General features: G+C 71.4%; 22 protein-coding genes and 1 tRNA gene. 6 read left to right on the forward strand and 17 right to left on the reverse strand.

Annotated elements, in window-relative coordinates; genetic code table 11:
* Positions 1 to 29: 29 nt before the first annotated feature.
* From ABD785_RS13760 to ABD785_RS13775, 4 genes are read right to left on the reverse strand one after another with little or no spacing between them, the layout of a single operon-like run.
* Entirely contained in the window at positions 30 to 1157 is a 1128-nt protein-coding gene (locus ABD785_RS13760) for an acyl-CoA dehydrogenase family protein (protein WP_344827375.1), read from the reverse strand.
* Between the two features lie 24 nt (positions 1158 to 1181).
* Positions 1182 to 2357 carry an amidohydrolase family protein gene (locus ABD785_RS13765; protein ID WP_344827379.1) on the reverse strand — a complete coding sequence of 392 codons (1176 nt, stop codon included), beginning with the start codon at positions 2355 to 2357 and terminating at the stop codon, positions 1182 to 1184.
* Positions 2358 to 2365: 8 nt separating this feature from the next.
* Positions 2366 to 3601 carry a CaiB/BaiF CoA transferase family protein gene (locus ABD785_RS13770; RefSeq protein WP_344827382.1) on the reverse strand — a complete coding sequence of 412 codons (1236 nt, stop codon included), beginning with the start codon at positions 3599 to 3601 and terminating at the stop codon, positions 2366 to 2368.
* On the reverse strand, positions 3598 to 4137 hold the full coding sequence (locus ABD785_RS13775) for a PaaI family thioesterase (protein ID WP_344827385.1): 540 nt from the start codon (positions 4135 to 4137) through the stop codon (positions 3598 to 3600). Before ABD785_RS13775 ends, ABD785_RS13770 begins: the two co-directional genes overlap by 4 nt.
* 81 nt (positions 4138 to 4218) lie before the next feature.
* Here ABD785_RS13775 and ABD785_RS13780 point away from each other — a divergent pair, with 81 nt between their 5' ends.
* Entirely contained in the window at positions 4219 to 5073 is an 855-nt protein-coding gene (locus ABD785_RS13780; RefSeq protein WP_344827389.1) for a hypothetical protein, read from the forward strand.
* Positions 5074 to 5092: 19 nt separating this feature from the next.
* Positions 5093 to 5977 (forward strand): LLM class flavin-dependent oxidoreductase, encoded by an 885-nt coding sequence (locus ABD785_RS13785; protein WP_344827393.1) that lies wholly within the window; start codon positions 5093 to 5095, stop codon positions 5975 to 5977.
* An 11-nt stretch (positions 5978 to 5988) separates the two neighbouring features.
* Here ABD785_RS13785 and ABD785_RS13790 read toward each other — a convergent pair whose 3' ends face one another.
* Positions 5989 to 6330 (reverse strand): hypothetical protein, encoded by a 342-nt coding sequence (locus ABD785_RS13790; protein ID WP_344827396.1) that lies wholly within the window; start codon positions 6328 to 6330, stop codon positions 5989 to 5991.
* A gap of 180 nt (positions 6331 to 6510) precedes the next feature.
* On the opposite strand from ABD785_RS13790, the gene ABD785_RS13795 reads away from it, so the two are divergent.
* Positions 6511 to 7449: a GlxA family transcriptional regulator gene (locus ABD785_RS13795; RefSeq protein ID WP_344827399.1), complete on the forward strand. Its 939-nt coding sequence runs from the start codon at positions 6511 to 6513 to the stop codon at positions 7447 to 7449.
* A 12-nt stretch (positions 7450 to 7461) separates the two neighbouring features.
* Here ABD785_RS13795 and ABD785_RS13800 read toward each other — a convergent pair whose 3' ends face one another.
* From ABD785_RS13800 to ABD785_RS13810, 3 genes are all read right to left on the reverse strand, one after another.
* On the reverse strand, positions 7462 to 8127 hold the full coding sequence (locus ABD785_RS13800; RefSeq protein WP_344827403.1) for an HD domain-containing protein: 666 nt from the start codon (positions 8125 to 8127) through the stop codon (positions 7462 to 7464).
* 205 nt (positions 8128 to 8332) lie between these two features.
* Positions 8333 to 8406, reverse strand: a tRNA-Pro gene (locus tag ABD785_RS13805).
* Positions 8407 to 8512: 106 nt separating this feature from the next.
* On the reverse strand, positions 8513 to 9463 hold the full coding sequence (locus tag ABD785_RS13810; RefSeq protein ID WP_344827407.1) for a Ppx/GppA family phosphatase: 951 nt from the start codon (positions 9461 to 9463) through the stop codon (positions 8513 to 8515).
* Between the two features lie 92 nt (positions 9464 to 9555).
* Here ABD785_RS13810 and ABD785_RS13815 point away from each other — a divergent pair, with 92 nt between their 5' ends.
* Positions 9556 to 10935 carry an alpha,alpha-trehalose-phosphate synthase (UDP-forming) gene (locus ABD785_RS13815; protein ID WP_425547765.1) on the forward strand — a complete coding sequence of 460 codons (1380 nt, stop codon included), beginning with the start codon at positions 9556 to 9558 and terminating at the stop codon, positions 10933 to 10935.
* Between the two features lie 25 nt (positions 10936 to 10960).
* Here ABD785_RS13815 and ABD785_RS13820 read toward each other — a convergent pair whose 3' ends face one another.
* The 3 genes from ABD785_RS13820 to ABD785_RS13830 are packed head-to-tail and all read right to left on the reverse strand — an operon-like array spanning position 10961 to position 12735.
* Positions 10961 to 11587 (reverse strand): GOLPH3/VPS74 family protein, encoded by a 627-nt coding sequence (locus tag ABD785_RS13820; RefSeq protein WP_344827414.1) that lies wholly within the window; start codon positions 11585 to 11587, stop codon positions 10961 to 10963.
* On the reverse strand, positions 11584 to 11811 hold the full coding sequence (locus ABD785_RS13825) for a type II toxin-antitoxin system antitoxin (protein ID WP_344827418.1): 228 nt from the start codon (positions 11809 to 11811) through the stop codon (positions 11584 to 11586). Before ABD785_RS13825 ends, ABD785_RS13820 begins: the two co-directional genes overlap by 4 nt.
* A 3-nt stretch (positions 11812 to 11814) precedes the next feature.
* On the reverse strand, positions 11815 to 12735 hold the full coding sequence (locus tag ABD785_RS13830) for an SPFH domain-containing protein (protein ID WP_344827422.1): 921 nt from the start codon (positions 12733 to 12735) through the stop codon (positions 11815 to 11817).
* An 88-nt stretch (positions 12736 to 12823) separates the two neighbouring features.
* On the opposite strand from ABD785_RS13830, the gene ABD785_RS13835 reads away from it, so the two are divergent.
* The gene (locus ABD785_RS13835) at positions 12824 to 13873 is read left to right on the forward strand and encodes a CaiB/BaiF CoA transferase family protein (protein ID WP_344827426.1); all 1050 of its coding nucleotides are present in this window, start codon (positions 12824 to 12826) and stop codon (positions 13871 to 13873) included.
* Positions 13874 to 13883: 10 nt separating this feature from the next.
* On the opposite strand, the gene ABD785_RS13840 is transcribed toward ABD785_RS13835, so the two are convergent.
* Positions 13884 to 14654 (reverse strand): NUDIX domain-containing protein, encoded by a 771-nt coding sequence (locus ABD785_RS13840; RefSeq protein ID WP_344827429.1) that lies wholly within the window; start codon positions 14652 to 14654, stop codon positions 13884 to 13886.
* A 90-nt stretch (positions 14655 to 14744) separates the two neighbouring features.
* On the opposite strand from ABD785_RS13840, the gene ABD785_RS13845 reads away from it, so the two are divergent.
* Positions 14745 to 16016 carry a beta-ketoacyl-[acyl-carrier-protein] synthase family protein gene (locus tag ABD785_RS13845; protein ID WP_344827432.1) on the forward strand — a complete coding sequence of 424 codons (1272 nt, stop codon included), beginning with the start codon at positions 14745 to 14747 and terminating at the stop codon, positions 16014 to 16016.
* A gap of 30 nt (positions 16017 to 16046) precedes the next feature.
* Here the strand turns inward: ABD785_RS13845 and ABD785_RS13850 are convergent, their stop codons facing one another.
* From ABD785_RS13850 to ABD785_RS13870, 5 genes are all read right to left on the reverse strand, one after another.
* Complete coding sequence (locus tag ABD785_RS13850) at positions 16047 to 18416, reverse strand: chitinase C-terminal domain-containing protein (protein WP_344827436.1); 2370 nt, start codon at positions 18414 to 18416, stop codon at positions 16047 to 16049.
* Positions 18417 to 18546: 130 nt separating this feature from the next.
* Positions 18547 to 18738, reverse strand: a complete 192-nt coding sequence (locus ABD785_RS13855) for a ferredoxin (protein WP_344827440.1) — start codon at positions 18736 to 18738, stop codon at positions 18547 to 18549.
* Positions 18735 to 19793 carry an NADH-ubiquinone oxidoreductase-F iron-sulfur binding region domain-containing protein gene (locus ABD785_RS13860; protein ID WP_344827443.1) on the reverse strand — a complete coding sequence of 353 codons (1059 nt, stop codon included), beginning with the start codon at positions 19791 to 19793 and terminating at the stop codon, positions 18735 to 18737. The genes ABD785_RS13855 and ABD785_RS13860 overlap by 4 nt, the downstream gene beginning before the upstream one ends.
* Positions 19790 to 20341 carry a ferric reductase-like transmembrane domain-containing protein gene (locus tag ABD785_RS13865; RefSeq protein WP_344827446.1) on the reverse strand — a complete coding sequence of 184 codons (552 nt, stop codon included), beginning with the start codon at positions 20339 to 20341 and terminating at the stop codon, positions 19790 to 19792. Before ABD785_RS13865 ends, ABD785_RS13860 begins: the two co-directional genes overlap by 4 nt.
* On the reverse strand, positions 20338 to 21168 hold the full coding sequence (locus ABD785_RS13870) for an FAD:protein FMN transferase (RefSeq protein WP_344827450.1): 831 nt from the start codon (positions 21166 to 21168) through the stop codon (positions 20338 to 20340). Before ABD785_RS13870 ends, ABD785_RS13865 begins: the two co-directional genes overlap by 4 nt.

The following is a 21168-nucleotide window of genomic DNA, read 5'->3' on the forward strand; positions in this document are numbered from 1 at the left end:
GGTCCTTCGCGCTCGAAAGGGTCGGGGGCTCAGAGGGAGGCGAGGTCGGCGAGGCGCAGCCGGTGGTCGCGCGGTGTCCCGTACAGCGCCTGGTTCAGGATCGCCCGCCGCAGGTAGAGGTGGAGGTCGTGCTCCCAGGTCACCCCGATGCCGCCGTGCAGCTGCACACAGTCCTGGAGGATCACCAGGGACCGCTCGCCGACGAAGGACTTGGCGACGCTGACCGCCTCCGCGGCGTCCGGTGCGGCGGCCTGCACCGCGGCGGCCGCCGCCTGGGTCGTGGCGTGGCAGGCCTCCACCCAGGTGCGCATGTCGGCGAAGCGGTGCTTGAGCGCCTGGTAGGAGGCGATCGGACGGCCGAAGGAGTACCGGTCGCCCGCCCACTGCAAGGTGCGGGCGAAGACCTGGTCGAGGATGGCGCAGACCTCCGCGCACTGGACGACGCAGGCGATCTGGAGCTGCCGTTCCAGCACCCGCCCGGCGCCGGGCGCCCCGACCATGGCGGCGGCGCCGACCCTGACGCCGTCGAACCCGACCTCGCCGAACGACCGGCTCAGGTCCAGGGACCACTGCGGGGAGACCTTGACGCCCGCGGCGCCGGCCGGGACCAGGAACTGGGCGAGGCCCTCCGGCGTCGCGGCCGTGACCAGCAGCAGATCGGCCCGGTCGGCTTCCTCGACCCGGTCCTTGACGCCGTCCAGGACATGACCGTCACCGTCCGGCGTCGCGGTGACCCCTGGCTCGTCCGGCGACCACTGGCGGCCCGGCGTATGAACGGCCCAGCTCGCGACGCTCTCCCCGGTGACGAGCGCCTCGATCTCGATGGCGTGGTCGGGGCCGGTGCCGTGCGCCTCGACCAGCCCGGCGAGGACGACGTTCACCGGCAGGAGCGGCCCGGGGGCCAGTTCGCCGCCCAGTTCCTCGGCCAGCAGGCCCAGGTCGCGCACCCCCTCCCCGGAGACGCTGCCGCCGCCGAGTTCCTCCGGCACGAGGGCGGCGGCCCAGCCCAGCTCCGCGCCCTCCCGCCACCATTCGAGGCTCCAGCGCGGTTCACCCTCCTTGAGCCCGCGCAGCCGTTCCAGGGAGTGCTCCCGCCGGAGGAGCCCCCTCGCCGCGGTCTGGAAGAGCTTCTGATCCGGCGAAAGCGCCAGCTCCATCGAGACTTCCTCTCACCGTTTCCCTCACGCCATCAGGCGCGAGAGGTTGCCGCCCATGATCTTGGCCTGGTCCGCCTCGGGCAGCCCGGCCAGGTCGTCCACGTAGGAGATCGGGTCGGCCAGGCCCTCGGGATGGGGGTAGTCCGAGCCGAACAGCACGCGGTCGACCCCCATCAGGTCCACCAGGTGCGCCATGTCCTCCTCCCAGAACGGGCTGATGTGGACATTGCGCCGGAGCACCTCGACCGGGTCCTCGGCGAACTGGTGCGGCATCTTCTTGTGGACGTTCGCCAGCCCCTTGATCAGCGGCTCGACCCAGGAGGCGCCGTTCTCGACGACCGCGATCTTCAGGTCGGGGAAGCGGGACAGCGCGCCGTGGCAGATCATCGACCCCACCAGGTCCTCGATCGGCCGCCACTGCGACAGGCTCCGGAACGGGCTGGGCTTGAAGGGGAGGTACTCGCGCGCGTTGCCCTCGTGGTCGTTGACGTACCGCTCGTAGCCGCTGTCGGAGGCGTGGAAGGCGACGAGCGTCCCGGTCTCGACCACCCGCTTCCAGAACGGGTCGAACTCCGGCAGCGCCATGGACCGCGATCCGCCCGGCCCCGGCACCGGCGCGGGCCGGATGAGCACGACCTTCGCGCCGTTCTCGACGCACCAGTCCAGCTCCTCGATCGCCTTCTCCACGATCGGCAGGGTGATCACGGGTGTGGGGAAGATGCGGCCCTTGTGGCCGAACGACCAGGTCTCCAGCATCCACCGGTTGAGCGCGTGGATCACCACATGGGTGAGCTCGGGGTCGTCGCGCATCCGCTCCTCGACGAGGCTGGCGAGGGTGGGGAACATCAGGGCCCGCTCGAGGCCCATCTCGTCCATCAGTTCCAGGCGCGCGGCAGGGTCGCGGAAGGCGGGGATCGCCTTCATCGGCTTGCCGAAGATCTCGCGGGCGCTCTTGCCCTCGGGGTTGCCCCGCCGGAAGTAGTCCTCCTGCGCGCCGGGACGGGCGACGACCTCGAAGGTCGGGTTGGGGATGAACTCGCTGATCCGGCCCCTGATCGCGATCTTGGTGCGGCCGTTGACGTTCACGTACTGGACGGCGTTCCCGTAGCCCTCGGGGAGGTACTTCGTCAGCGCCTCCTCGGTCTCGTAGAGGTGGTTGTCGGCGTCGAAGACGGGATAGGGCAGTTCTCGGGACGGCATGGGTCTCCTCACAGGATGGCGCCCTGCTCCTTGTGGGCGGCGATCTGTTCCCAGGACAGTCCCGCGGCGAGCAGGATCTCCTCGGTGTGCTGGCCGTGCTCGGGTGCGCCCGTGGGGACGACCTGGACCTCGTCGAACTGCACCGGGTTGACCGGCATCGCGAACTCGGTCCCGTTGACGGCCGTCACGGTCGGGACGTAGCCGTTCGCGCGGACCGCCGGGTCGTCCACGATCTCTCCCGGCGACTGGAGCACGCTCCACGCCCCCGAGAGCCCGGACAGCGCGGTCGTCCACTCCTCCAGCGTGCGCCCGGCGAAGACCTCGTCCATGGCCGTGACGATGAGGGCACGGTTCCGGTAGCGGTCGGCGTCGGTGCCGAACCGCTCGTCGTCGACGAACTCCGGCAGGCCGATCACGCGCATGGCCTCGGCGAAGTACCGGCCCATCTGCAGCATCATCAGCGTGATGTGGCGGCCGTCCTTCGTCCGGTAGTTGCCGACCAGCGGGTTGGGCCGGTCGGCGCGGGAGGTCTTCCTGACCTCCCGGGACTCCATCAGGCCCGCGGTGACGATGTCGGGGCCGATGTTCCAGGCGCCCAGCGCGACGAGGGACACGTCGACGACCGAGGGCCGTCCTGTGGTCGCCCGCTTGTACAGCGCCGCCGCGACCCCTCCCGCGATGGTGAGACCGCCCATGACGTCGCCGAACGCGGGCCGGGGGCTCACCGGCTCGTCGCCCGGCCCGGTGAGGGCATGGGCGATGCCGCCGCGCGACCAGTAGGAGACCCCGTCGTATCCGGGACGGTCGGCGTCGGGGCCCCGCGATCCGTGCGCCGATCCCCTGACATAGATGATGGAGGGATTGGCCGCGCGGATGTCCTCGAGGTCGATCCCCAGCCTGGCCCGCATCGAGGGCAGGTAGTTGGTCAGGAACACGTCGCTCCGGGCCGCGAGCTCCCGGACGACCTCGCGGCCGCCGGGCGTCCTGAGGTCGACGCCGATGGACTTCTTGCCGCGGTTGGGCAGTTCGGTCATCGGGTTGATCCCGCCCCGGCCGGTCGGCACGAAGCCCAGCGAGGACAGCCCGCGCTGGGGGTCGCCGCCCTCGCGGGGCTCGAGCTTGACGACCTCGGCGCCCCACTCGGCGAGGACCGCCCCCGCCGCGGGGACGAACGTCCACGCAGCGACCTCGAGGACCTTCACCCCCGCCAGCACATCGTTGACCACGCCCTCGGATTCGGTCATCGCGCGTCCTCGCTTCCGGGTCGCCGCATCGGTTCCTCCAGGTGATGGGGTGGGTCCTCGTCCGCTCGTCCGGGGGTGGCCAGGCCGTCGAGGTCGCGGGAGCTGAGCTGCCCGGCCCTCAGCGGCAGGATCGCGAAGGTGAGGGTGGCGATCGCGGCGAGCACGTCCCGGCCCACGTCCCGGACGTCGACCTGCACCACCACCAGGGACCGGCCCCGCCGCAGCACGCGGGCCACCGCGAGCGCCGGGCCGACGGTGACGGCGGACAGGAACCGGAGGTTCATGTCGGCGGTGGCCGCGCTGTCGCGCTCGGCCAGGCCCTGTCCGACCGCGCGGCCTGCGGTCACGTCGACGAGCGTCGCGAGCAGGCCGCCCTGCAGGCCACCGCGGTTGTTCGTCACCCGGGGCGTGAGCGGGAGCGCCATCGCGAGGTCCGCTCCGGGCACGTCGACGTCGTACATGGCCAGGTGGCCGAGAACATGACCGTCGTGCTCGTAGCCGACCTCGCCTCGATGTCCGTTGACACCGGTCGTCATCAGGCCTCCCCGCCGTTCACCCGCCATCAGAAGTGTATATTTCATACTTTAGGTTCCTAAAGATAGGTAAGATAGCGGACCATGGTCAAGGACATCAGGGCACTGAAGGACGACCCGGAGGCCTACGCCGCCGAGCTGAAGCGCCGCTGGACGGGCCTGCTCAGCTACCGCTACATCGGGCGCAACCACGGCGCCATGAACACCGGTCCCGCCGACGACACCGTCACGCTCCGCCGCGACATGCGCAACGCCGCGGGCGGCCTCCTGGTCGCGCCGCTGTCCATCAGCGCGCCGGAGGGCGGTGTCGGATCCGACCTCGTCACGGTCCCCAACCCGGTCATCCACTGCTGCCAGATCCTCGACGACGCCAGCGACGTCCGGCGGATCGAAGTCGTGGAGTCGGAGGTCCTCAGGTCGGGCACGCGCATGGGCTACAGCCGGTCGAAGATCGTCGACGCGGACGACCACGATCGTGTCATCGCCCTCACCGAGGGCCAGGGCGTCCGGATCGGCGCGCCCCCCGAGGGGCTCGTGAAGATGGACGAGGCCAAGCTGGAGATCGTCGACTCCCCCGCCCTGCCGCCGCTGTGGGAGGCGTTCGGAGCCGTCCGCCGCGACGACTCCCACTGGACGCTCCCCCCGCTGTCCGACGCGTTCGCCTCCCCCGACGCCGCCCTGCACATCGGCCCGCAGCACGTCCTGCTGGAGACGGCCGCGATGGACCTCGCCGCCGGGCTGGCGGGCACCGACCGGCTCCAGATGCGGACCTGGCACGTCATGTTCCTGGCCCGCGGCAAGACCGGCCCCTTCCGCGTCGACGGGGAGGCCCTGCCGGGAACGGGCGGAAGGATCGGGGTGAGAATGACCCTTCACGACGAGGGCGCCGGCGACCGCATGGTCACCTCGGCCTCAGCGCTCCTGGAACTCTTCGCCTGAACACGGAAAGGCACTTCTCATGGCCGGCTCCCCCACCTTCCACCTCTTCCTCCCGCAGATGCGGATGCCCGTCGAGGCCATCGTCGAACGGGCGCTGGCGGCGGAGGCCGCCGGTTTCGAGGGCATCGCCTTCATGGACCACCTCGTCCCGCCGCTGGCCGCCGAGCACGACATGTGGGAGGCGATGACGATCGCCGGCTGGGTCCTCGCCCGCACCAGCACCCTCACGGTCGGCCATCTGGTCCTGTGCGACGCTCTCCGCCACCCCGCCGTCCTGGCCCGCCAGGCCGTCACCCTCGACCACGCCTCCGGCGGCCGCTTCGAACTGGGCATCGGCTGGGGCTCCACCCCCGAGGAGCTGGAGACCTTCGGCGCGGGCTCCACCGCGGCCCGCGACCGCGTCGACCGTCTGGCGGAATCACTGACCGTCCTGCGCGGCCTGTGGACCGGCGAGCCGGTCGACCACAAGGGCACGTATTTCACCCTGAACGACGCCCGCCAGCTCCCGGTCCCCCTCGACCGGATCCCGATCACGATCGGCGGGGTCGGCCGCCGCACCCTGCAACTCGTCCAGGCCCACGCCGACTGGTGGAACATCCCCCTGCACGAGCTCTCCCGCCTGGACGACCTCCGCCCCCACGCCGGCAAGACGAAGATCTCCGCCCAGGTCATGGTCGTGCCCCTCCCCTCCGAAAGCGCCCGCGCCGAGGCCACCGCCCGCTTCCAGCGCCGCTTCGGCACCACCCGCATCGCCGAGACCGCCGTCATCGGCACCCCCGCCGAGCTCACGGCCCACTTCCACGCCCTCCACGCCCAGGGCATCGACCGCTTCTACCTCTGGTTCGCCGACTTCGCCCCCGTCGAGACCCTCACCGCCTTCTCCTCCGTCATCGGCTCCTCGTAAAGCGTCCTCGCTCAGCCGACCCGCATGCCTCCGTGGTCGGCGGCCCGGGCGCAGAGCTCCGCCAGCTCCCGGACGTCACCGGTGAGCCCGTCGGGGATCCCGTCGACGTAGTTGCGGTACTCGGCGAGGATGTACTCGCCCTCGCGTCCGCCGAGCAGCCGCGCGATCTCGCGGCACTCCTCAGGGGTGACGATCCGTCCGCCGTTGGACTCGAACTTGCTCATCTGGACGACACTCTCGTCTCCGGCGAAGGTCACCGCCAGGCGGAGCACCTCCCGCAGGTCCACCATCGCGCCACCCGGGATCGACAGATTGCCTCCGCTGCCGTCCGCGCACCTGAACGTGTATCCCATCGTGCCTCCCTGACCGTCCCGCCGATTCTCCCGGTCCCCGGAGCCCGGCCTCCAGGGACCGGAGTCCCCACCCGCCGGGGCGGGCCCGGGCCTTCTTTCGGCCGGTTCGGCACTTCGGGGAGGAGCCGTTCGGCAGCGGACCGCTGTGGCTGGAACATCACTTCACGATAGATTTCCGCCATGGCGGTTCATCGTGTCGCGGTCCTCGCCCTGGAGGGCGTGGTTCCTTTCGACCTGGGCATTCCGCTGCTGGTGTTCGGGCGGCGGGAGTCCACCCCGTACCGGACGACGTTGTGCGCGGAGGCCCCGGGCGAGGTGAGGACGGCGGCGGGCTTCACCATGCGGGTGGACAGCGGCCTGCACGTGGCACGCCGGGCGGACACGATCATCGTGCCCGGCTACGCGCTGGACGCGCGGCCGTCACCGGCGGTTGCGGACGCGCTGGCCAGGGCGCATGACCGGGGCAGGCGGATCGTGTCGATCTGCACCGGGGCGTTCGCGCTGGCGGCGGCCGGAGTCCTGGACGGCCGGGAGGCCACGACCCACTGGCGCTACGCCGATCGGCTGGCCGGGGAGTTCCCCCGCGTCCGGGTCAGCCGCGACGCCCTCTACGTCGACGGGGGCGCCGTGCTGACCTCCGCCGGCTTCTCGGCCGGCATCGACCTGTGCCTGCACATCGTCCGCACCGACTGCGGATCCCGCGTCGCCAACGACATCGCCCGGGACATCGTCGCCGCACCGCATCGCGGGGGCGGCCAGTCACAGTACATCGAGCGAAGCGTTCCGCCGGAACACGGCAGCCCGCTGGCCGCCACCCGAGCCTGGGCACTCGGCCGGCTCCAGAGCCCGCTCACCGTCGCCGACCTCGCCCGCCACGCCGGACTGTCCGACCGCACCCTGGCCCGCCGGTTCGTCGCCGAGACCGGCCTGCCGCCCCTGCAATGGCTGCTCACCGCGCGCATCGACCTCGCCCGCGAACTCCTCGAACACGAGGAACTCAGCGTCGAGCAGATCGCGAGCCGTTGCGGCCTCGGCACGGTGGCCAACCTCCGCACGCACTTCCGCCGGCTGGTCGGCACCTCGCCCTCCGACTACCGCAGAACCTTCGCCTCCTCCTAGAGCCCTCCCGCGTCAGCTGCCCCAGCGTGACCCGGCGAGCATCTGCTCCTTGAAGCGGGCGAGGCCGTCGGTGCCGCGCAGCCGCGCGATCTCCCCGGGAAGGCTCATCGGCGGGGCCTTCTCCGGACGGGCGTCGATCTGACCGCCGATCGCGTCGAACAGCTCATGCACCGTGGAGAGCCGCGGGTAGGCGTCGTGGATCAGCCGCGCGTCGTCGTCGGTGATGAACTCGCTGCCACTCGCGGTGACATCGATGGAGATGCCGCCCTTGGCCAGCGCGCACACCGTGCCGCGCCGCTCGACGATCCCCGTCGAGGTGTGCAGGGCGATCGCCTGCCAGATCGTGTCGACCGCCTGCGCGGAGAAGCCGCGAGCGTTCATGAAATCCGCGGCCAGATCCGCACCGTCCACCTCGAACCGCTGACCGCCGTTCCCGATCTCGGTAAGCCCCACATCATGCAGCACACACGCCAGGAACAACAGCTCCGGATCATAATCCGTCCCCGGCGCCACACCCCGGTGCCGACCGAGCAGCCGAGCGAACAGAAAACTACGAACACTGTGGTTGACCAGCGACTCCGACTCGATCCGCCTGATCCACTCAAGCGCCTCCAGCGCAGCGTCACTCTCGGGAAGGGCCAGCAGCTCGCGTCCAGGGACGACCGTCTCTTCACTCATACCGCCCATCCTCAGCCCGGCCGCCCCCCTTTCCAAGCGGCTGAAATGACAACAACCGATAGATTCCCGCCACCCCAAGAACCCTCCGACAGAGCCGAAACCTCACCCCACGGCTTCGCCGGCACCTCGGCCTTCCCTGTGACGACCAGAACGCAAAAGGCCTGATCATCATGATGATGATCAGGCCTTTGAGCCGAACAAACCGTCGGGACGACAGGATTTGAACCTGCGACCCCTTGACCCCCAGTCAAGTGCGCTACCAAGCTGCGCTACGTCCCGGTTTGCCTGGTCGGGCGCCGTTTCCGGCGGCCTTGCGGGCAGGAGTAACTCTAGCGTAGGTGCGGGAGTAGTGCACATCGGTTGTGGGCGGGATGATCTCGGTGGGTCAGAGGGAGGCCAGGGGTTCGCCGGGGAGGAGGTCGAGGCGGCGGAGGATGACGCCCTCGCGGAGGGCCCAGGGGCAGATCTCGAGTTCGGGGAGGTCGAAGAGGTCCAGGGTGGCGGCGGCGACGATGGCGCCTGCCAGGAGCTGGGAGGCTCTGGCGGGGCTGACGCCGGGGATCTCCATGCGTTCGGCGGCGGGGAGGGCGGCCAGGCGGTCGGTCCACTCGGTGACCGCGGCCTGGGTCAGGACCCGGGTGGCGTAGGGGCCCTCGCTGGAGGGGGCCGCGCCGGCGATGCGGGCCAGCTGCTTGAAGGTCTTGGAGGTGGCGACCGCGTGGTCGGGGCGGCCGAAGCGGGTCATCGAGCCGACGTGGGAGGCGATCTCGGTGCGGACGTGGCGGCGCAGGGCCCTGATCTCGTCGGCGGAGGGAGGGTCGGTGGTGAACCAGCCCCGGGTCAGGCGGCCCGCGCCCAGGGGGAGGGAGACGGCGGCGTCCGGCTGCTCGTCGATGCCGGTGGCGATCTCCAGGGAGCCGCCGCCGATGTCGAAGAGCTGGAGGCGGCCCGAGGACCAGCCGAACCAGCGGCGGACGGCCAGGAAGGTCAGGCGGGCCTCGTCGGCGCCGGACAGGACCTGGATCTCCAGCTGGAGGTCGGACTTGATCCGGTCAAGGATCTCCAGGCCGTTCTCCGCGTCGCGGACGGCCGACGTCGCGAAGGCGAGCGTCTCGTGGACCCCCTTGTCCTCGGCGAAGCGCACGGCCTCGGTGACGAAGCCGTGGAGCCGGTCCGCGCCCTCCTGGGACAGGCGGCGGCCGTCCTCCTCGAGGTGCTCGGCGAGCCTCAGCTCCGTCTTGTGCGAGAACGCGGGGATCGGCTTGCCCCCTTGGTGCGCGTCCATCACTAGCAGGTGCACGCTGTTGGAGCCGATGTCCAGGACGCCCAATCTCATGGTTCGAAAGTACCGAACTCCGCGTACTCGCCTGTCACAGTGTGTCCATACCGACATGCGAGGATTGCCGATCCGCGGGTATGAAGATCTCTATGAGTGATTTCGTCGTAGTCGCCAATCGTCTTCCTGTCGACCGAATCGTGGATTCGGAGGGGGTCGCGAGCTGGCGGCGCAGCCCCGGCGGCCTGGTGACGGCGATCACTCCGCTCATGCGCGGCCGGGACGGGGCCTGGGTGGGCTGGGCGGGGGCCGCGGACGAGGAGGTCGAGCCGTTCGTCGAGGACGGGCTGGCGCTGGTGCCGGTTCCCCTGTCGGGGGCGGAGATCGAGCTGTACTACGAGGGCTTCTCCAACGCCACGCTCTGGCCTCTCTACCATGACGTGGTGGCGCCGCCGGTGTACGAGCGGGCCTACTGGGACGCCTATGTGAAGGTCAACCGCCGGTTCGCGGAGAAGGCCGCCGAGGTGGCGTCGGAGGGGGCCCTGGTCTGGATCCAGGACTACCAGCTCCAGCTCGTCCCGAAGATGCTCCGCGAGCTCCGTCCCGATTTGCGGATCGGCTTCTTCCTGCACATCCCGTTCCCGCCGGTCGAGCTGTTCTGGCAGCTCCCGTGGCGCACGGAGATCCTCGAGGGCCTGCTGGGGGCCGATCTGGTCGGTTTCCAGGTCCCCGGCGGGGCGGCGAACTTCGTCCGGCTGGCCCGGCGCCTCCTGGACGTCAAGACGCAGGGCTCACAGGTCTTCCTGGACGACCGGACGGTCAGCGCCCGAGCCTTCCCGATCTCCGTGGACGTCGAGGAGCTGGCCGAGGTCATCCACCGTCCCGAGGTCCAGGAGCGGGCCCGGCAGATCCGGGCAGACCTGGGCGAACCAGGCACGATCCTCCTGGGCGTCGACCGGCTGGACTACACCAAGGGCATCGGCCAGCGTCTCGAGGCCTTCGGCGAGCTGCTGTCCGAGGGGCGGATCAAGCCGGGCGAGGCGGTCTTCGTGCAGATCGCCACCCCGAGCCGTGAGCGCGTCGAGCAGTACCAGCTGCTCAGGGACGAGATCGAGCTCCAGGTCGGCCGCCTCAACGGCGTGTACGGCCAGCTCGGCTCCCCCGTCGTCAACTACATGCACTCCTCCTTCACCCGGGACGAGCTGGCCGCGCTCTACCTCGCCTCGGACGTCATGGTGGTGACGCCCCTGCGCGACGGCATGAACCTGGTGGCCAAGGAGTACGTGGCCTGCCGCGAGGATCTGGGCGGCGCCCTGGTCCTCAGCGAGTTCGCGGGGGCCGCCGAGGAGATGAAGCGCGCCTTCCTGGTCAACCCCTACGACATCGAGGGCATGAAGCGGAAGATCATGGAGGCGATCCAGGCCTCCCCCGCCGACCGCCGCGCCCGGATGCGGATCATGCGCCGCCGGATCGTCGAGCACGACGTGGCCAAGTGGGCCGAGGACTTCCTGGCCGCCCTCCGCCGCACCTGACGGTCGGGGCTTGTCTCGACAGGCCCTAACCCGCCGCGCTCGAGGCCTGTTCGCTGATCACCTGGCGGAGGGCGGGGGCTGCGGGGCCCGCCAGCCGGGTGAGGTCGGCGATCCTGGCCTTGTTGTCGCGGCGGCGACGGCGGTCGAGGACATGCTTGAGCTCGGCGGCGGCCGACAGCGCGACCAGGGCCGCGTCGGCGGGGTCGACCCGGCCGACCGGATCGCTGAGCGCGCGGGAGACCCGTGAGGCCAGGTGCTTGCGGACCCGGGGGTCGCGCAGGGTGACCTTGGTGCGGGGGAAGAACAGCAGGACGCGGCCGGTCTCGACGCGCACCCAGCCGCCCTCGGCGAGCTGTTCCCTGACCGCACGGTGGGCGGGCTTGCCGCGGCGGCCGATCCAGGCCTTCCACTTCCTGGGCCGCCTGGCCTCGGCGACCTCGGCGAGCAGGGCCTCGAGGACCGGATCGTGGCAGGGGTGGCGGACCTCGACGACCGGCCGGCCGCGCTCGTCGGCGAGATGGCCGTTGAGGTAGAGGTCGGTGAGCGCGGCGGCGCGGACGAGCTCCCCGAGGCTGCCGGTGCGGGTCCGGCCCTTGTCGGGATCGTAGGCGAGGAGGTACAGGCGCTGGGGGAGGGTGTCGGGCAGGTTCATGACTCTTCCTCTTCGGCGGGTTCGTCACGGCTGGTACTTGGACGTCCCGGACCGCGCATCCGGCCCACTCCCGAGGGCAGCCGTCCGGCCTCGGACAGCGCCCTGCGGAGCAGGAACTCGATCTGGGCGTTGGTGCTGCGCAGCTCGTCGGAGGCCCAGCGGGCGAGTGCGTCGTGCACGGCCGGATCGAGCCGGAGGAGGATCTTCTTCCGCTCGGTGGCCATGGGTCAGCTGTAGAGGGAGCCGGTGTTGACGACGGGCTGGGCGTCTCTGTCGCCGCACAGGACGACCAGGAGGTTGCTGACCATCGCGGCCTTCCTCTCCTCGTCGAGTTCGACGACGTCGTTGTCGGCGAGCCGCTGGAGGGCCATCTCGACCATGCCGACCGCGCCCTCGACGATCCGGGTGCGGGCCGCGACGACCGCGGAGGCCTGCTGGCGGCGGAGCATCGCCTGGGCGATCTCGGGCGCGTAGGCGAGGCGGGTCAGCCGCGACTCGATGATCTCGACGCCGGCGGAGGCCACCCGGACGCCGATCTCCTCCGAGAGCCGTGCGGTGATCTCGTCGGCGTTGTCGCGCAGCGAGAGGGTGCCGGGCTCATGGGTGTCGTAGGGGTAGCTGTTGGCGATGTGCCGGACGGCGGTCTCGGTCTGGATGGCGACGAACTCGATGAAGTCGTCGACCTCGAAGACGGCGCGGGCGGTGTCCTCGACCTGCCACACCACGACGGCGGCGATCTCGATCGGGTTGCCGTCGGCGTCGTTAACCTTGAGGATGTCGGTCTCGTGGTTGCGGATCCTGGTCGAGACCCGGCGGCGCCTGGTCAGCGGGTTGACCCAGCGCAGGCCGTCGGTGCGGACGGTGCCGGTGTAGCGGCCGAGCAGCTGCAGGACCCTGGCCTCGCCGGGCGCGACGGGCGTGAGACCGCCCGCGGCGAACAGGCTGACCAGCAGCAGGAGCACGGAGAGCACGATCAGGCCGATGCCTGCGCCCACGTTGCCGTCATCGCTCTGGACGGCCCCGACGACGAAGACGGCGATCGAGACGAGGACTCCGGCGATCGCTCCGGCGAGGACGGGCCAGCCGGACGAGCCGAAGGCGATCCGCTCACGGATCTGGGGGGCGGGCATCTCGGGAAGTTCGCTCATCGGCTTCTCCTTCGTCGGTCTGATGTCTCGACTCTAGCAAAGTGATATCACTTTTACTACAGAGCAAGCGCTTGCTACTCTCACGACCATGCTGGACGGGCTGAGAGTGCTGGACCTGACGATGTGGCGGCCCGGGCCGTACACGACCCAACTCCTCGCCCAGCTCGGCGCGGACGTTCTCAAGGTCGAGCCGCCGGGCGGCGAGCCGATGCGGCTGTTCGACAAGCACTTCCGGCACCTGAACCGGGGCAAGCGCGCCCTCGTCCTGAACCTCAAGGACGACGGCGACCGGGCCCGCTGCCGGGAACTGGCCTCCGAAGCCGACGTGGTCGTGACGGGGTTCAGGCCCGGGGTCGCCGAGCGTCTCGGGATCGGGCACGCCGCGCTCAGGGCCTCACGTCCCGCACTGGTCACCTGCTCGATGACGGGCTACGGCGAGCACGGCCCCGCCGCCGACCTGCCGGGCCATGACGTCAACTACCGCGCGATGACCGGTTCGCTGCCGCAGGCCGCGGCCTCGCCCGACGCCGACGACCTGCCCGTCGCCGACATGGCCGCCGCGACGATGGCCGCCTTCGCGATCACCGCCGCGTGCTTCCACTCCCGGGCGACGGGCGAGGGCCGCCATCTCGACCTCGGCATGGCCGATGTCCTGGCCCACTGGGTCGCCACGGTTCCCCCGGCGCTCCGCCGCGACGCCGACACCGGCCCGGTCGCGGGCTACGGCGTCTACACCTGCGCCGACGGCCTCCGCCTCACCCTGGGCGTCGTGTCGGAGGACCACTTCTGGTCGGCCGTCTGCACCGCCCTCGGCCTCGGCCGTCTCGCGGACGTCCCGTTCCCCGACCGGATCGGCCGGGTGAGCGAACTGGACGCCGAGCTGGCCGAGGCCGTCCGGCGCCTGCCCAGGGACGAGGCCGTGGCCAGGCTGGAGCGGGCGGGCGCCCCGGTCAGCCCGCTGCTGTCCCGCGAGGAGATGCTGGCGCTCCCCCACTTCCGCGTCCGGGGCGTCATCGCCGACGCCCCCGACGGACCGACCGTGGGCGCCCCGGTCCGCACCGACGGCGACTCCCCCGCCCCGCCCGCCGCGGTCCCCGGCCTGGACGCCCACCGGGGTGAGGGCTGGCTCCCCCGCTGAGGCTCCGGGCTCAGATCAGTGACGGCAGCCCGTCCGCCTCGTCGGCCAGGTAGTCGCGCAGTTCGAGCGGCCACAGCTCGAGCCCGGCGAAGGACGCGCCCGTGCAGCGATGGGACTCGACGTCGTACGCGCCGCGCGAAGGATCGCCGAACTCGGGCCCGCACCGCTGGGACAGGTCCATCGACTCCAGCCGGCACAGGTAGAAGTGGTGCCGGTAGTCCTCCAGCGGCCGGTGCTCGAAGAACGTGAACACCCGGCGCAGCGGCCCGACCGTCGCTCCCAGCTCCTCCCAGACCTCCCGCCGCAGGGCCGACGGCAGATCGGGGTCGCCGTCCTCGACCCGGCCGCCGGGCGTCGTCCAGTAGGGAGCGCGGCCGGGCCTGGTGCGGCGGAACAGCAGCAGGTCGTCGCCGTCCAGCAGGAGCGCACGGGCCTTCTGGACCAGGGGCCGCGGCGGCTGCTCGTGGCCACGCAGCACGTGCCCTCGGGTGAATCCGCCGAGCTCTCCGGCCTTCTCCGCGCGCACCCGCTCCAGTTCTCCGGGCGAGAGGCCGATCAGGGCGGCGAGGGCGTGCACGACCTCCAGGAGGTCGGCGGCCTCCTCGGGGCTGCGGGAGGCGGCGAACTCGTCGGCCTCCTCGTACAGCTTGGCCTGCAGCAACCGCGGAAGCTCGGTCTCCTCCGCCACCCGGACGTCCGGAACTCCCCCGCCCGCCCGGATGCGTCCGGCGACGCCGTCGCGGATCAGCTTCTCGGCCCTGCCGCCGTAGGGGTCGTTCATCGCGATCCCCCGCGGGAGACGGGGAACCAAACAAGTGGTTGATGGGTCACGTGGTACCTTTCCGGCGCTACCGGACCCCCTGGAGGACCAATGCACCGCGTCGTCGTCACCGGGTTGGGCATCAAGAGTCCCGCAGGCAACAGCCCCGCCGAGGCGTTCGCCACAGTTCTCGCCGGAAAATCGGCCGCCGCCCACCTCCCCGCCCTCCTCGAGGCCGGCGTGCCCGTCACCTTCGGCTGCCAGGTTCCCGACTTCGACCCCGACGTCTACTTCCCCAAACACCGCAGGCGTCACCTCGACCGGCCCACCCAGCTCGGGATCGCGGCCGCCACCGACGCCCTGGCCGACGCCGGGACGCCCGACGCCGGCCGCCCTGCGGGACCTGGCACGGCGGGATCTGGCACGGCGGGATCTGGCACGGCGGGATCTGGCACGGTCCGCTGCGGCACCTATGTCGGGACGGGCGGCGCCAACATCGGCCTCACCGCCGACTTCGGGGCGCTCCCCCACGACAAGCTGCCCGTCGCCACCGTGCCGATGATCATGCCGAACACGACGGCGGCGCGCATCTCGATCAGGCACGGCCTCCAGGGCCCCTGCCTGACCTTCAGCTGCGCCTGTGCCAGCGGTTCCATCGCGATCGGCGAGGCCGCGATGGCCATCAGGTACGGGCGGATCGACCGGGCGCTGGCCGGCGGGGTCGACTCGATGCTCAACCCGTTCGCGATCGCCTCGTTCGCCCGGATCAGCGCGCTGTCGCGCCGCAACGACGCGCCGCAGGAGGCGTCCCGCCCGTTCGACCGGGACAGGGACGGCTTCGTGATGGCCGAGGGCGCGGCGTTCCTCGTGCTCGAGCGCGAGGACCTGGCGCTGATGCGCGGCGCCCGGATCTACGGCGAGGTGACCGGCTTCGCGACCGGCGCCGACGCCTCCCACATCGTCCAGCCCCTGGAGGACGGCTCGGTGGCCGCCCGGACGATGCTCGCCGCCCTGGCCGACGCCCGGCTGCGCCCCGAGGACATCGGGCACGTCAACGCCCACGCCACCGCGACCACCTACAACGACCGGGCCGAGGCCCGGGCGATCAGCGCGTGCTTCCCCGCCGGCTCGCCGCCCGTCACCGCGACCAAGGGCGTCACGGGGCATCTCCTCGGCGCGGGCGGCGCCGTCGAGGCGGTCTTCGCGTTGCTCTGCGCCGACGCGGGGCTCGTCCCTCCGACGGCGAACTTCACCGGCGGCCCCGACGCCGACGCCATCGACGTCGTCCACGCGGCGCCGCGCGAGATCGAGCGGCTCCCCGTCGTCTCGAACTCCTTCGGCTTCGGCGGACACGACGCGACCCTGGTCCTCTCCCCGCGCTGAGGAAGGTGACCAGGGCCGCGCGCTCATCGGCTAGCAGGCTCCGGCGTCGCGCCAGACCCCCCAGTCACCGGTGGTCCCGGGCTCCTCGCCCTGGGTCCACCACTGGCCGTTCCAGTTGTGCCCCTTCCAGGAGACCTTGGCGCCGCCGGTGTAGGTGGCGGTCCTGCTCCAGGCGGGGAGGGTGCACGTGCCGCCGGTGGGCGTCACGGTCGGGGTGACCGTGGGGGTCACCGTCGGCGTGACGGTCGGGGTCACCGTCGGGGTCACGGTCGGCGTCACCGTGGGTGTGGCGGTGGGGCTCGGTGTGACGACGGTGCCGCCGCGCGTGTAGTCCTGGGTGAGGCCGTAGAGGGTGCCGTTGACGTTGACGGTCCAGTTCGACGGGGTCGAGACCGGCAGGTAGTAGACCAGCGACAGGTCGACCGAGGCGCCGGGGGCGATGGCCTGGTAGGCCGGGAGCTTCAGCGAGACGCGGTGGAAGTCGCCCTTCAGGCCGCCCACGTTGGTGCCGGTGTGGTCGCTCTTCAGGATCGTCGTGGTCCAGCCCGACCAGTTGCTGATGGTGCTGGAGGTCGAGGAGGCGAAGTCGGCCTGGAACTCCGAGCCGCCGGGGATCGTCACCGCGGAGTTGTTGGTGATCTTCACCTTGGGGTTGATCGGGTAGTTGCTGTCGCCGACCGGGAAGTCCCCGAAGCCGATGGAGACGTCGAGCTTGTCGGCGGGCAGCGCGGTGTTGCTCTTGGACGCGCCGTAGGGCGAGGCGTTCTTGAACTTGTCGTACATGAGCGAGGTGAGGGTCGAGCCCGGCTCGTACTGGCCCTTGGTGGCGTTCCAGGCGTAGTCGCCCGCCAGCTCCCAGATCATCGTGCCGCCGATGCCCTTGCTGACGACGTAGTCGGCCTTGGCGGCGATGGACTGCTCGTCCTCGGTCGACAGGAAGACCTTCTTGGTGGAGTTCCACAGCCACGGGGCGACGAGCGTCGCGTCGTAGTTGCGGGTGTAGGCGCCGTCGAGGGCGGCGTTCTGGAGACCGTAGGCCGACAGGTAGTCGCCCTTGATGTTCTTCTCCAGGTTCTTGGCGTGCCACATCGGGTTGGAGCCGGCGGGGGCCTCCTTGCCCGCGTCGTCGAGGTCGTGCCAGAGGTTGTCGATGCCGGTGGCTCCGTCACCGCAGGTCGTCAGGCCCGCTCCGGCGGGACAGGTGCTCGTCGAGGAGGTGCCCCACAGGCCGTTGGCGCCGCCCGTGACGTTCTTGAAGCCGCGGGTGTAGTACGGCAGGCCGATGTTGATGCGGCCCGCGGGCATCGAGCCGCGGAAGTAGTGGTAGGCCCAGTCGGTGTTGAGGTAGCCGATGCCGCCGTACTGCGAGGTGCCGTAGACGTTCGCGGCCGCCAGCTCGGCGTCCTTGCCGTCGTCGAACAGGGCGGCGTTCGGGCCGACGTACTTGTTCCACGCCCCGTGCAGGTCGTAGCTCATGATGTTGACGTAGTCGAGGTACTGGGCGACCTGGTAGGTCTCCATGCCGCGCAGCAGGTAGCCCGACGACGGCGCGGCGATCGACAGCAGATAGTGCTCGCCGTCGGCGGCCGAGGCCCGGTCGAGCTTCTCGCGCAGGGTCTTCATCAGGGCGGCGTAGCCCTTCATCAGCACCGCGCGGCGCGGGTTGGACGCCGCCCAGTCCAGCGGGTTGCCCGAGTCCTTCATCGACGACGGGTACTCGTAGTCGATGTCGGCGCCGTTGAAGCCGTACTTGCGCAGGAACGCCACGACCGAGTCGGCGAAGGTGTCGATCCCGGCCTGGTTGACGGTGTTGTCGGCGTTGGTGGTCATCTTGTAGAAGCCGCCGTCGGTCTGGCGGGCGCCCGAGTCGTCGAAGTAGCCGCCGGTCTCGGCCCAGCCGCCGACGGAGATGAGCGTCTTGACGTTCGGGTAGAGCTTCTTGAACTTGTTGAGCTGGTTGAAGTGCCCCTTGTAGGCGAACGACGGATCCATGTCGCTGCCCGGCCACGTCATCCCCGTCGCCGGGTTGGCCGCCGTGTCTCCGCCGACGGAGATCTTGTTGGCCGCGTCGACATGGGCGAAGGCGTAGTTCAGATGGGTGACCTTGTTCCAGGGGATGTCCTTGGCCAGGTAGGACGGGGTGCCGTCCTTGCCGGTGCGCCAGGAGGTGAAGTACCCGATCACTCGGCGCTGGTGGTCGGCGCCCATCTTCTCCCGGCCCTCGGCGTCGTAGACGCTGCAGTAGGGAACAGAGACGCCGGGCGTCGTGTAGAGACCGTCGGGACGGCAGGAGGCGTCGGCCGCGGCGTTGGCACTCGGGGTGAAGGCGGCCAAGGCGCCGCCGATCAGGGACAGGGTCGCGCCGGCGACGAGCAGTTTGGCGCGTGTACGGAAGGCCATCGGCCCACCTCTCAAGATGAACGAACTCTCGGACCTGGCCCCTGGCTCCCCGCAGGGTCGGCACGAAAGTAGGCGCGTCGTAAGGGTGGCGTCAACGCTTTCTCTTAAGAAACTTTCCTTTAAGTTTGCCTTAATCCTTGAGGTGGAGAGCGATCCGGGGACAGAGGTGCGCGGCGTTCTTCGCGTGCCTGCGGAGGGCGTCCGGGACCTCCTCCCGATGCACGATCGGGTAGCCCCACTCGTCGGCGGCCAGGAGCTCGGGCAGGGTTCTCAGGCACAGGCCCGCGCCGTCGCAGGCGATGCGGTCGACGGTGAGTCTCATGCGGCCGCCCTCAGCTCGTGGGCGAAGACGTCCAGGGCGCTGGAGACCAGCCGCTCGACGCCGTCGGGATGGGCGCAGCCGCCGCGTCCGCGCAGCAGTTCCGCCCGGGCCCTGAGCCTGGGGAGGGCGCCGGGATCGAGGTCGAGGGCGTCCAGGTCGGCGGCGACCGCGGGCAGGCCGAACCGGCAGGGCCCGCACTGGCCCGCGCCCTGGGCGGCCATCCAGCGGACGATCCTGCGGGTGTCGGAGAGGCCGGAGACCGTCGCGGGCAGCACCGAGACGATGCCGGGACCGAGGACGGCCCCGCGCTCGCGCATCGCCTCCGGCTCCAGCCACAGGCTCCGCGCCCCCTGCGCGCCGATCCACGCGCCGCCGTAGCCGCCGGTCAGCACCGCCCCCGACGAGCCCGCGATGAGCGGTGCCAGGGGCGATCCCACCGGCACCTCGACCACGCCGGGACGGGCGACGGCGCCGCTGATCGTCAGGAGCAGGGTGCCGGGGGCCGCGGCCGTCCCGGCCGAGCGGAACCAGTCCGCGCCGTGCCGGGCGATCAGGCCGAGATGGGCGAACGTCTCGGCATTGGAGACGAAGATCCCCCGATCGGCCGGGCGGCGCGCGGCCGGCACCGGCCGTCCTCCCCGCACCCACCCGGCCAGCGCGGACTCCTGGCCCGACAGGTAGCGGTCGGGCCCGCGCACGACCCGGACGCCGCGCGGTCCGAGCACCCCGGCGAGACCGTCGCGGGCGACCGCGAGGACGATCTCGCGGGCACCGAGCAGTTCCGCCGCGGCGATCGCCCCGTCCGCGACGAGATGCGGCGCGTGGGTGAGCAGCCAGCCGTCCTTCTCCGACAGCGGCTCCCCCTCCATGCCGTTGACGATCACGGTCGAGCAGCCGCGGACGGAGGCCATCTTCCGGGCCGTCGGGAACCAGCCTCCGCCGCGTCCGCGCAGGCCGGAGGCCTCGACCTCGGCGAGCGTCAGCGGGCGGATCCCTCCGTTGCGCTCCGTGTGAGCGGCGTAGGAGGTGCCCGCCGCGGCCTGCATGAGCCTCATCGGTTGAGCCTTTCCTTCAGGGGTTCGACGGGGACCGGCGCCGCGGCGCGTCCGCGGCCGCTCAGCCGGAGCGCGCCCGCCGCCAGGACGGCCGCGAACGACGCGCTGACGGGGAACAGGAACCAGGGCGTCGGGGTGTCGGTGCCGATCGCCACCGCGTGGACGAGCGCGACCGGCCAGCACAGCGGGGCGAGCAGGTGGACCGCCCGCCAGGCGTGCAGCCCGAGCCTGCGGCGCAGCAGGCTCGTCACGACGAGGGCGAGCAGCAGATCGGCCGCGACGGTGCCGAGACCGGTCAGAAGCGGCCGGTAGCCGGACAGGAAGGGCACGAACCCGTCCTTCCACGCCAGCGGCACGAAGCCGTCGCCGATCGCGGCGACCACGTGCAGGGCGACGAACACGACCGACAGCAGCGACAGCGACCGGTGCAGCAGCGCGGCCCCGTAACCCGTCCGCCGCGACGCCCCCAGCAGTCCCAGCGTCATGACGGCGCTGAGCAGCACGAACGATACGATCCCGAAGACGCGGGTGGCGTACCAGAGCGTCACGCGGCCTCCCGCTCGGGCCAGCCGTTCAGCGTACGGGTCCAGCCGTCGGCGTGGACGAGCCTGGCGGGCAGCCCCCGTCCGGCGAGCCTGCGGTCGTGGCCGAGGACCAGTGTCTCGGTGGTGGCGATGTTGGCGTCCACGCAGGAGCCCGCGCTGACGGTGACCGTCCGCCACTCGCCCCTGACCGGCAGGCCGCTGCGCGGATCGACGATGTGGTTGACGACGGTCCCGTCGAGCGACCGGTGGCCGCGCACCCGCAGGCTGGACGTCGCGAGGCCGCCCGCGGCCGTCAGCCGGACGTCCTGGCCGTCGGGCAGGCCTCCGGCGGTCCTGTGGTCGTCGCAGACGCGGACCGTCCAGCCCTCGGCGGGGATCTCCCCCGCGACGGCCAGATCTCCGGCCAGGGCGACGAGCACTCCGCAGCCGGCCGCCTCCGCGGCCCGTTCCGCGGCGAGGTCGGCCGCCCAGGCCTTGCCGACCGAGCCGAAGTCGAGGCGGGCGCCCGCGGGCAGGCGCAGCGGATCCTCGATCACGGCCTCCCGCCAGTCGAGGCTCCCGCCGGCGACGTCCACGAGGCCGCCGCTCGCCCGCCAGGCCCGCAGGGCGATCTCCAGGGCCCACCGGAACAGCTCTCCGGTCCGTACCTCGCGGCCCTCCGCGCGGTTCACCCATGCGGCCACCGAGTCCTCCCGGTGGACGCTCAGCGCCGCGTCGACCGCCTCGACCACGGTCCCGACCGCCGCCCTGGCGGCCTCGGCACGCGTCCCGTCGGCGACCAGCACCGTCGCCTCACCGCCCCACAGAGGGAACTCCGCTCGCCCCGTCAT

Source organism: Actinocorallia longicatena (assembly GCF_039534125.1).
GTDB classification, from domain to species: domain Bacteria; phylum Actinomycetota; class Actinomycetes; order Streptosporangiales; family Streptosporangiaceae; genus Actinocorallia; species Actinocorallia longicatena.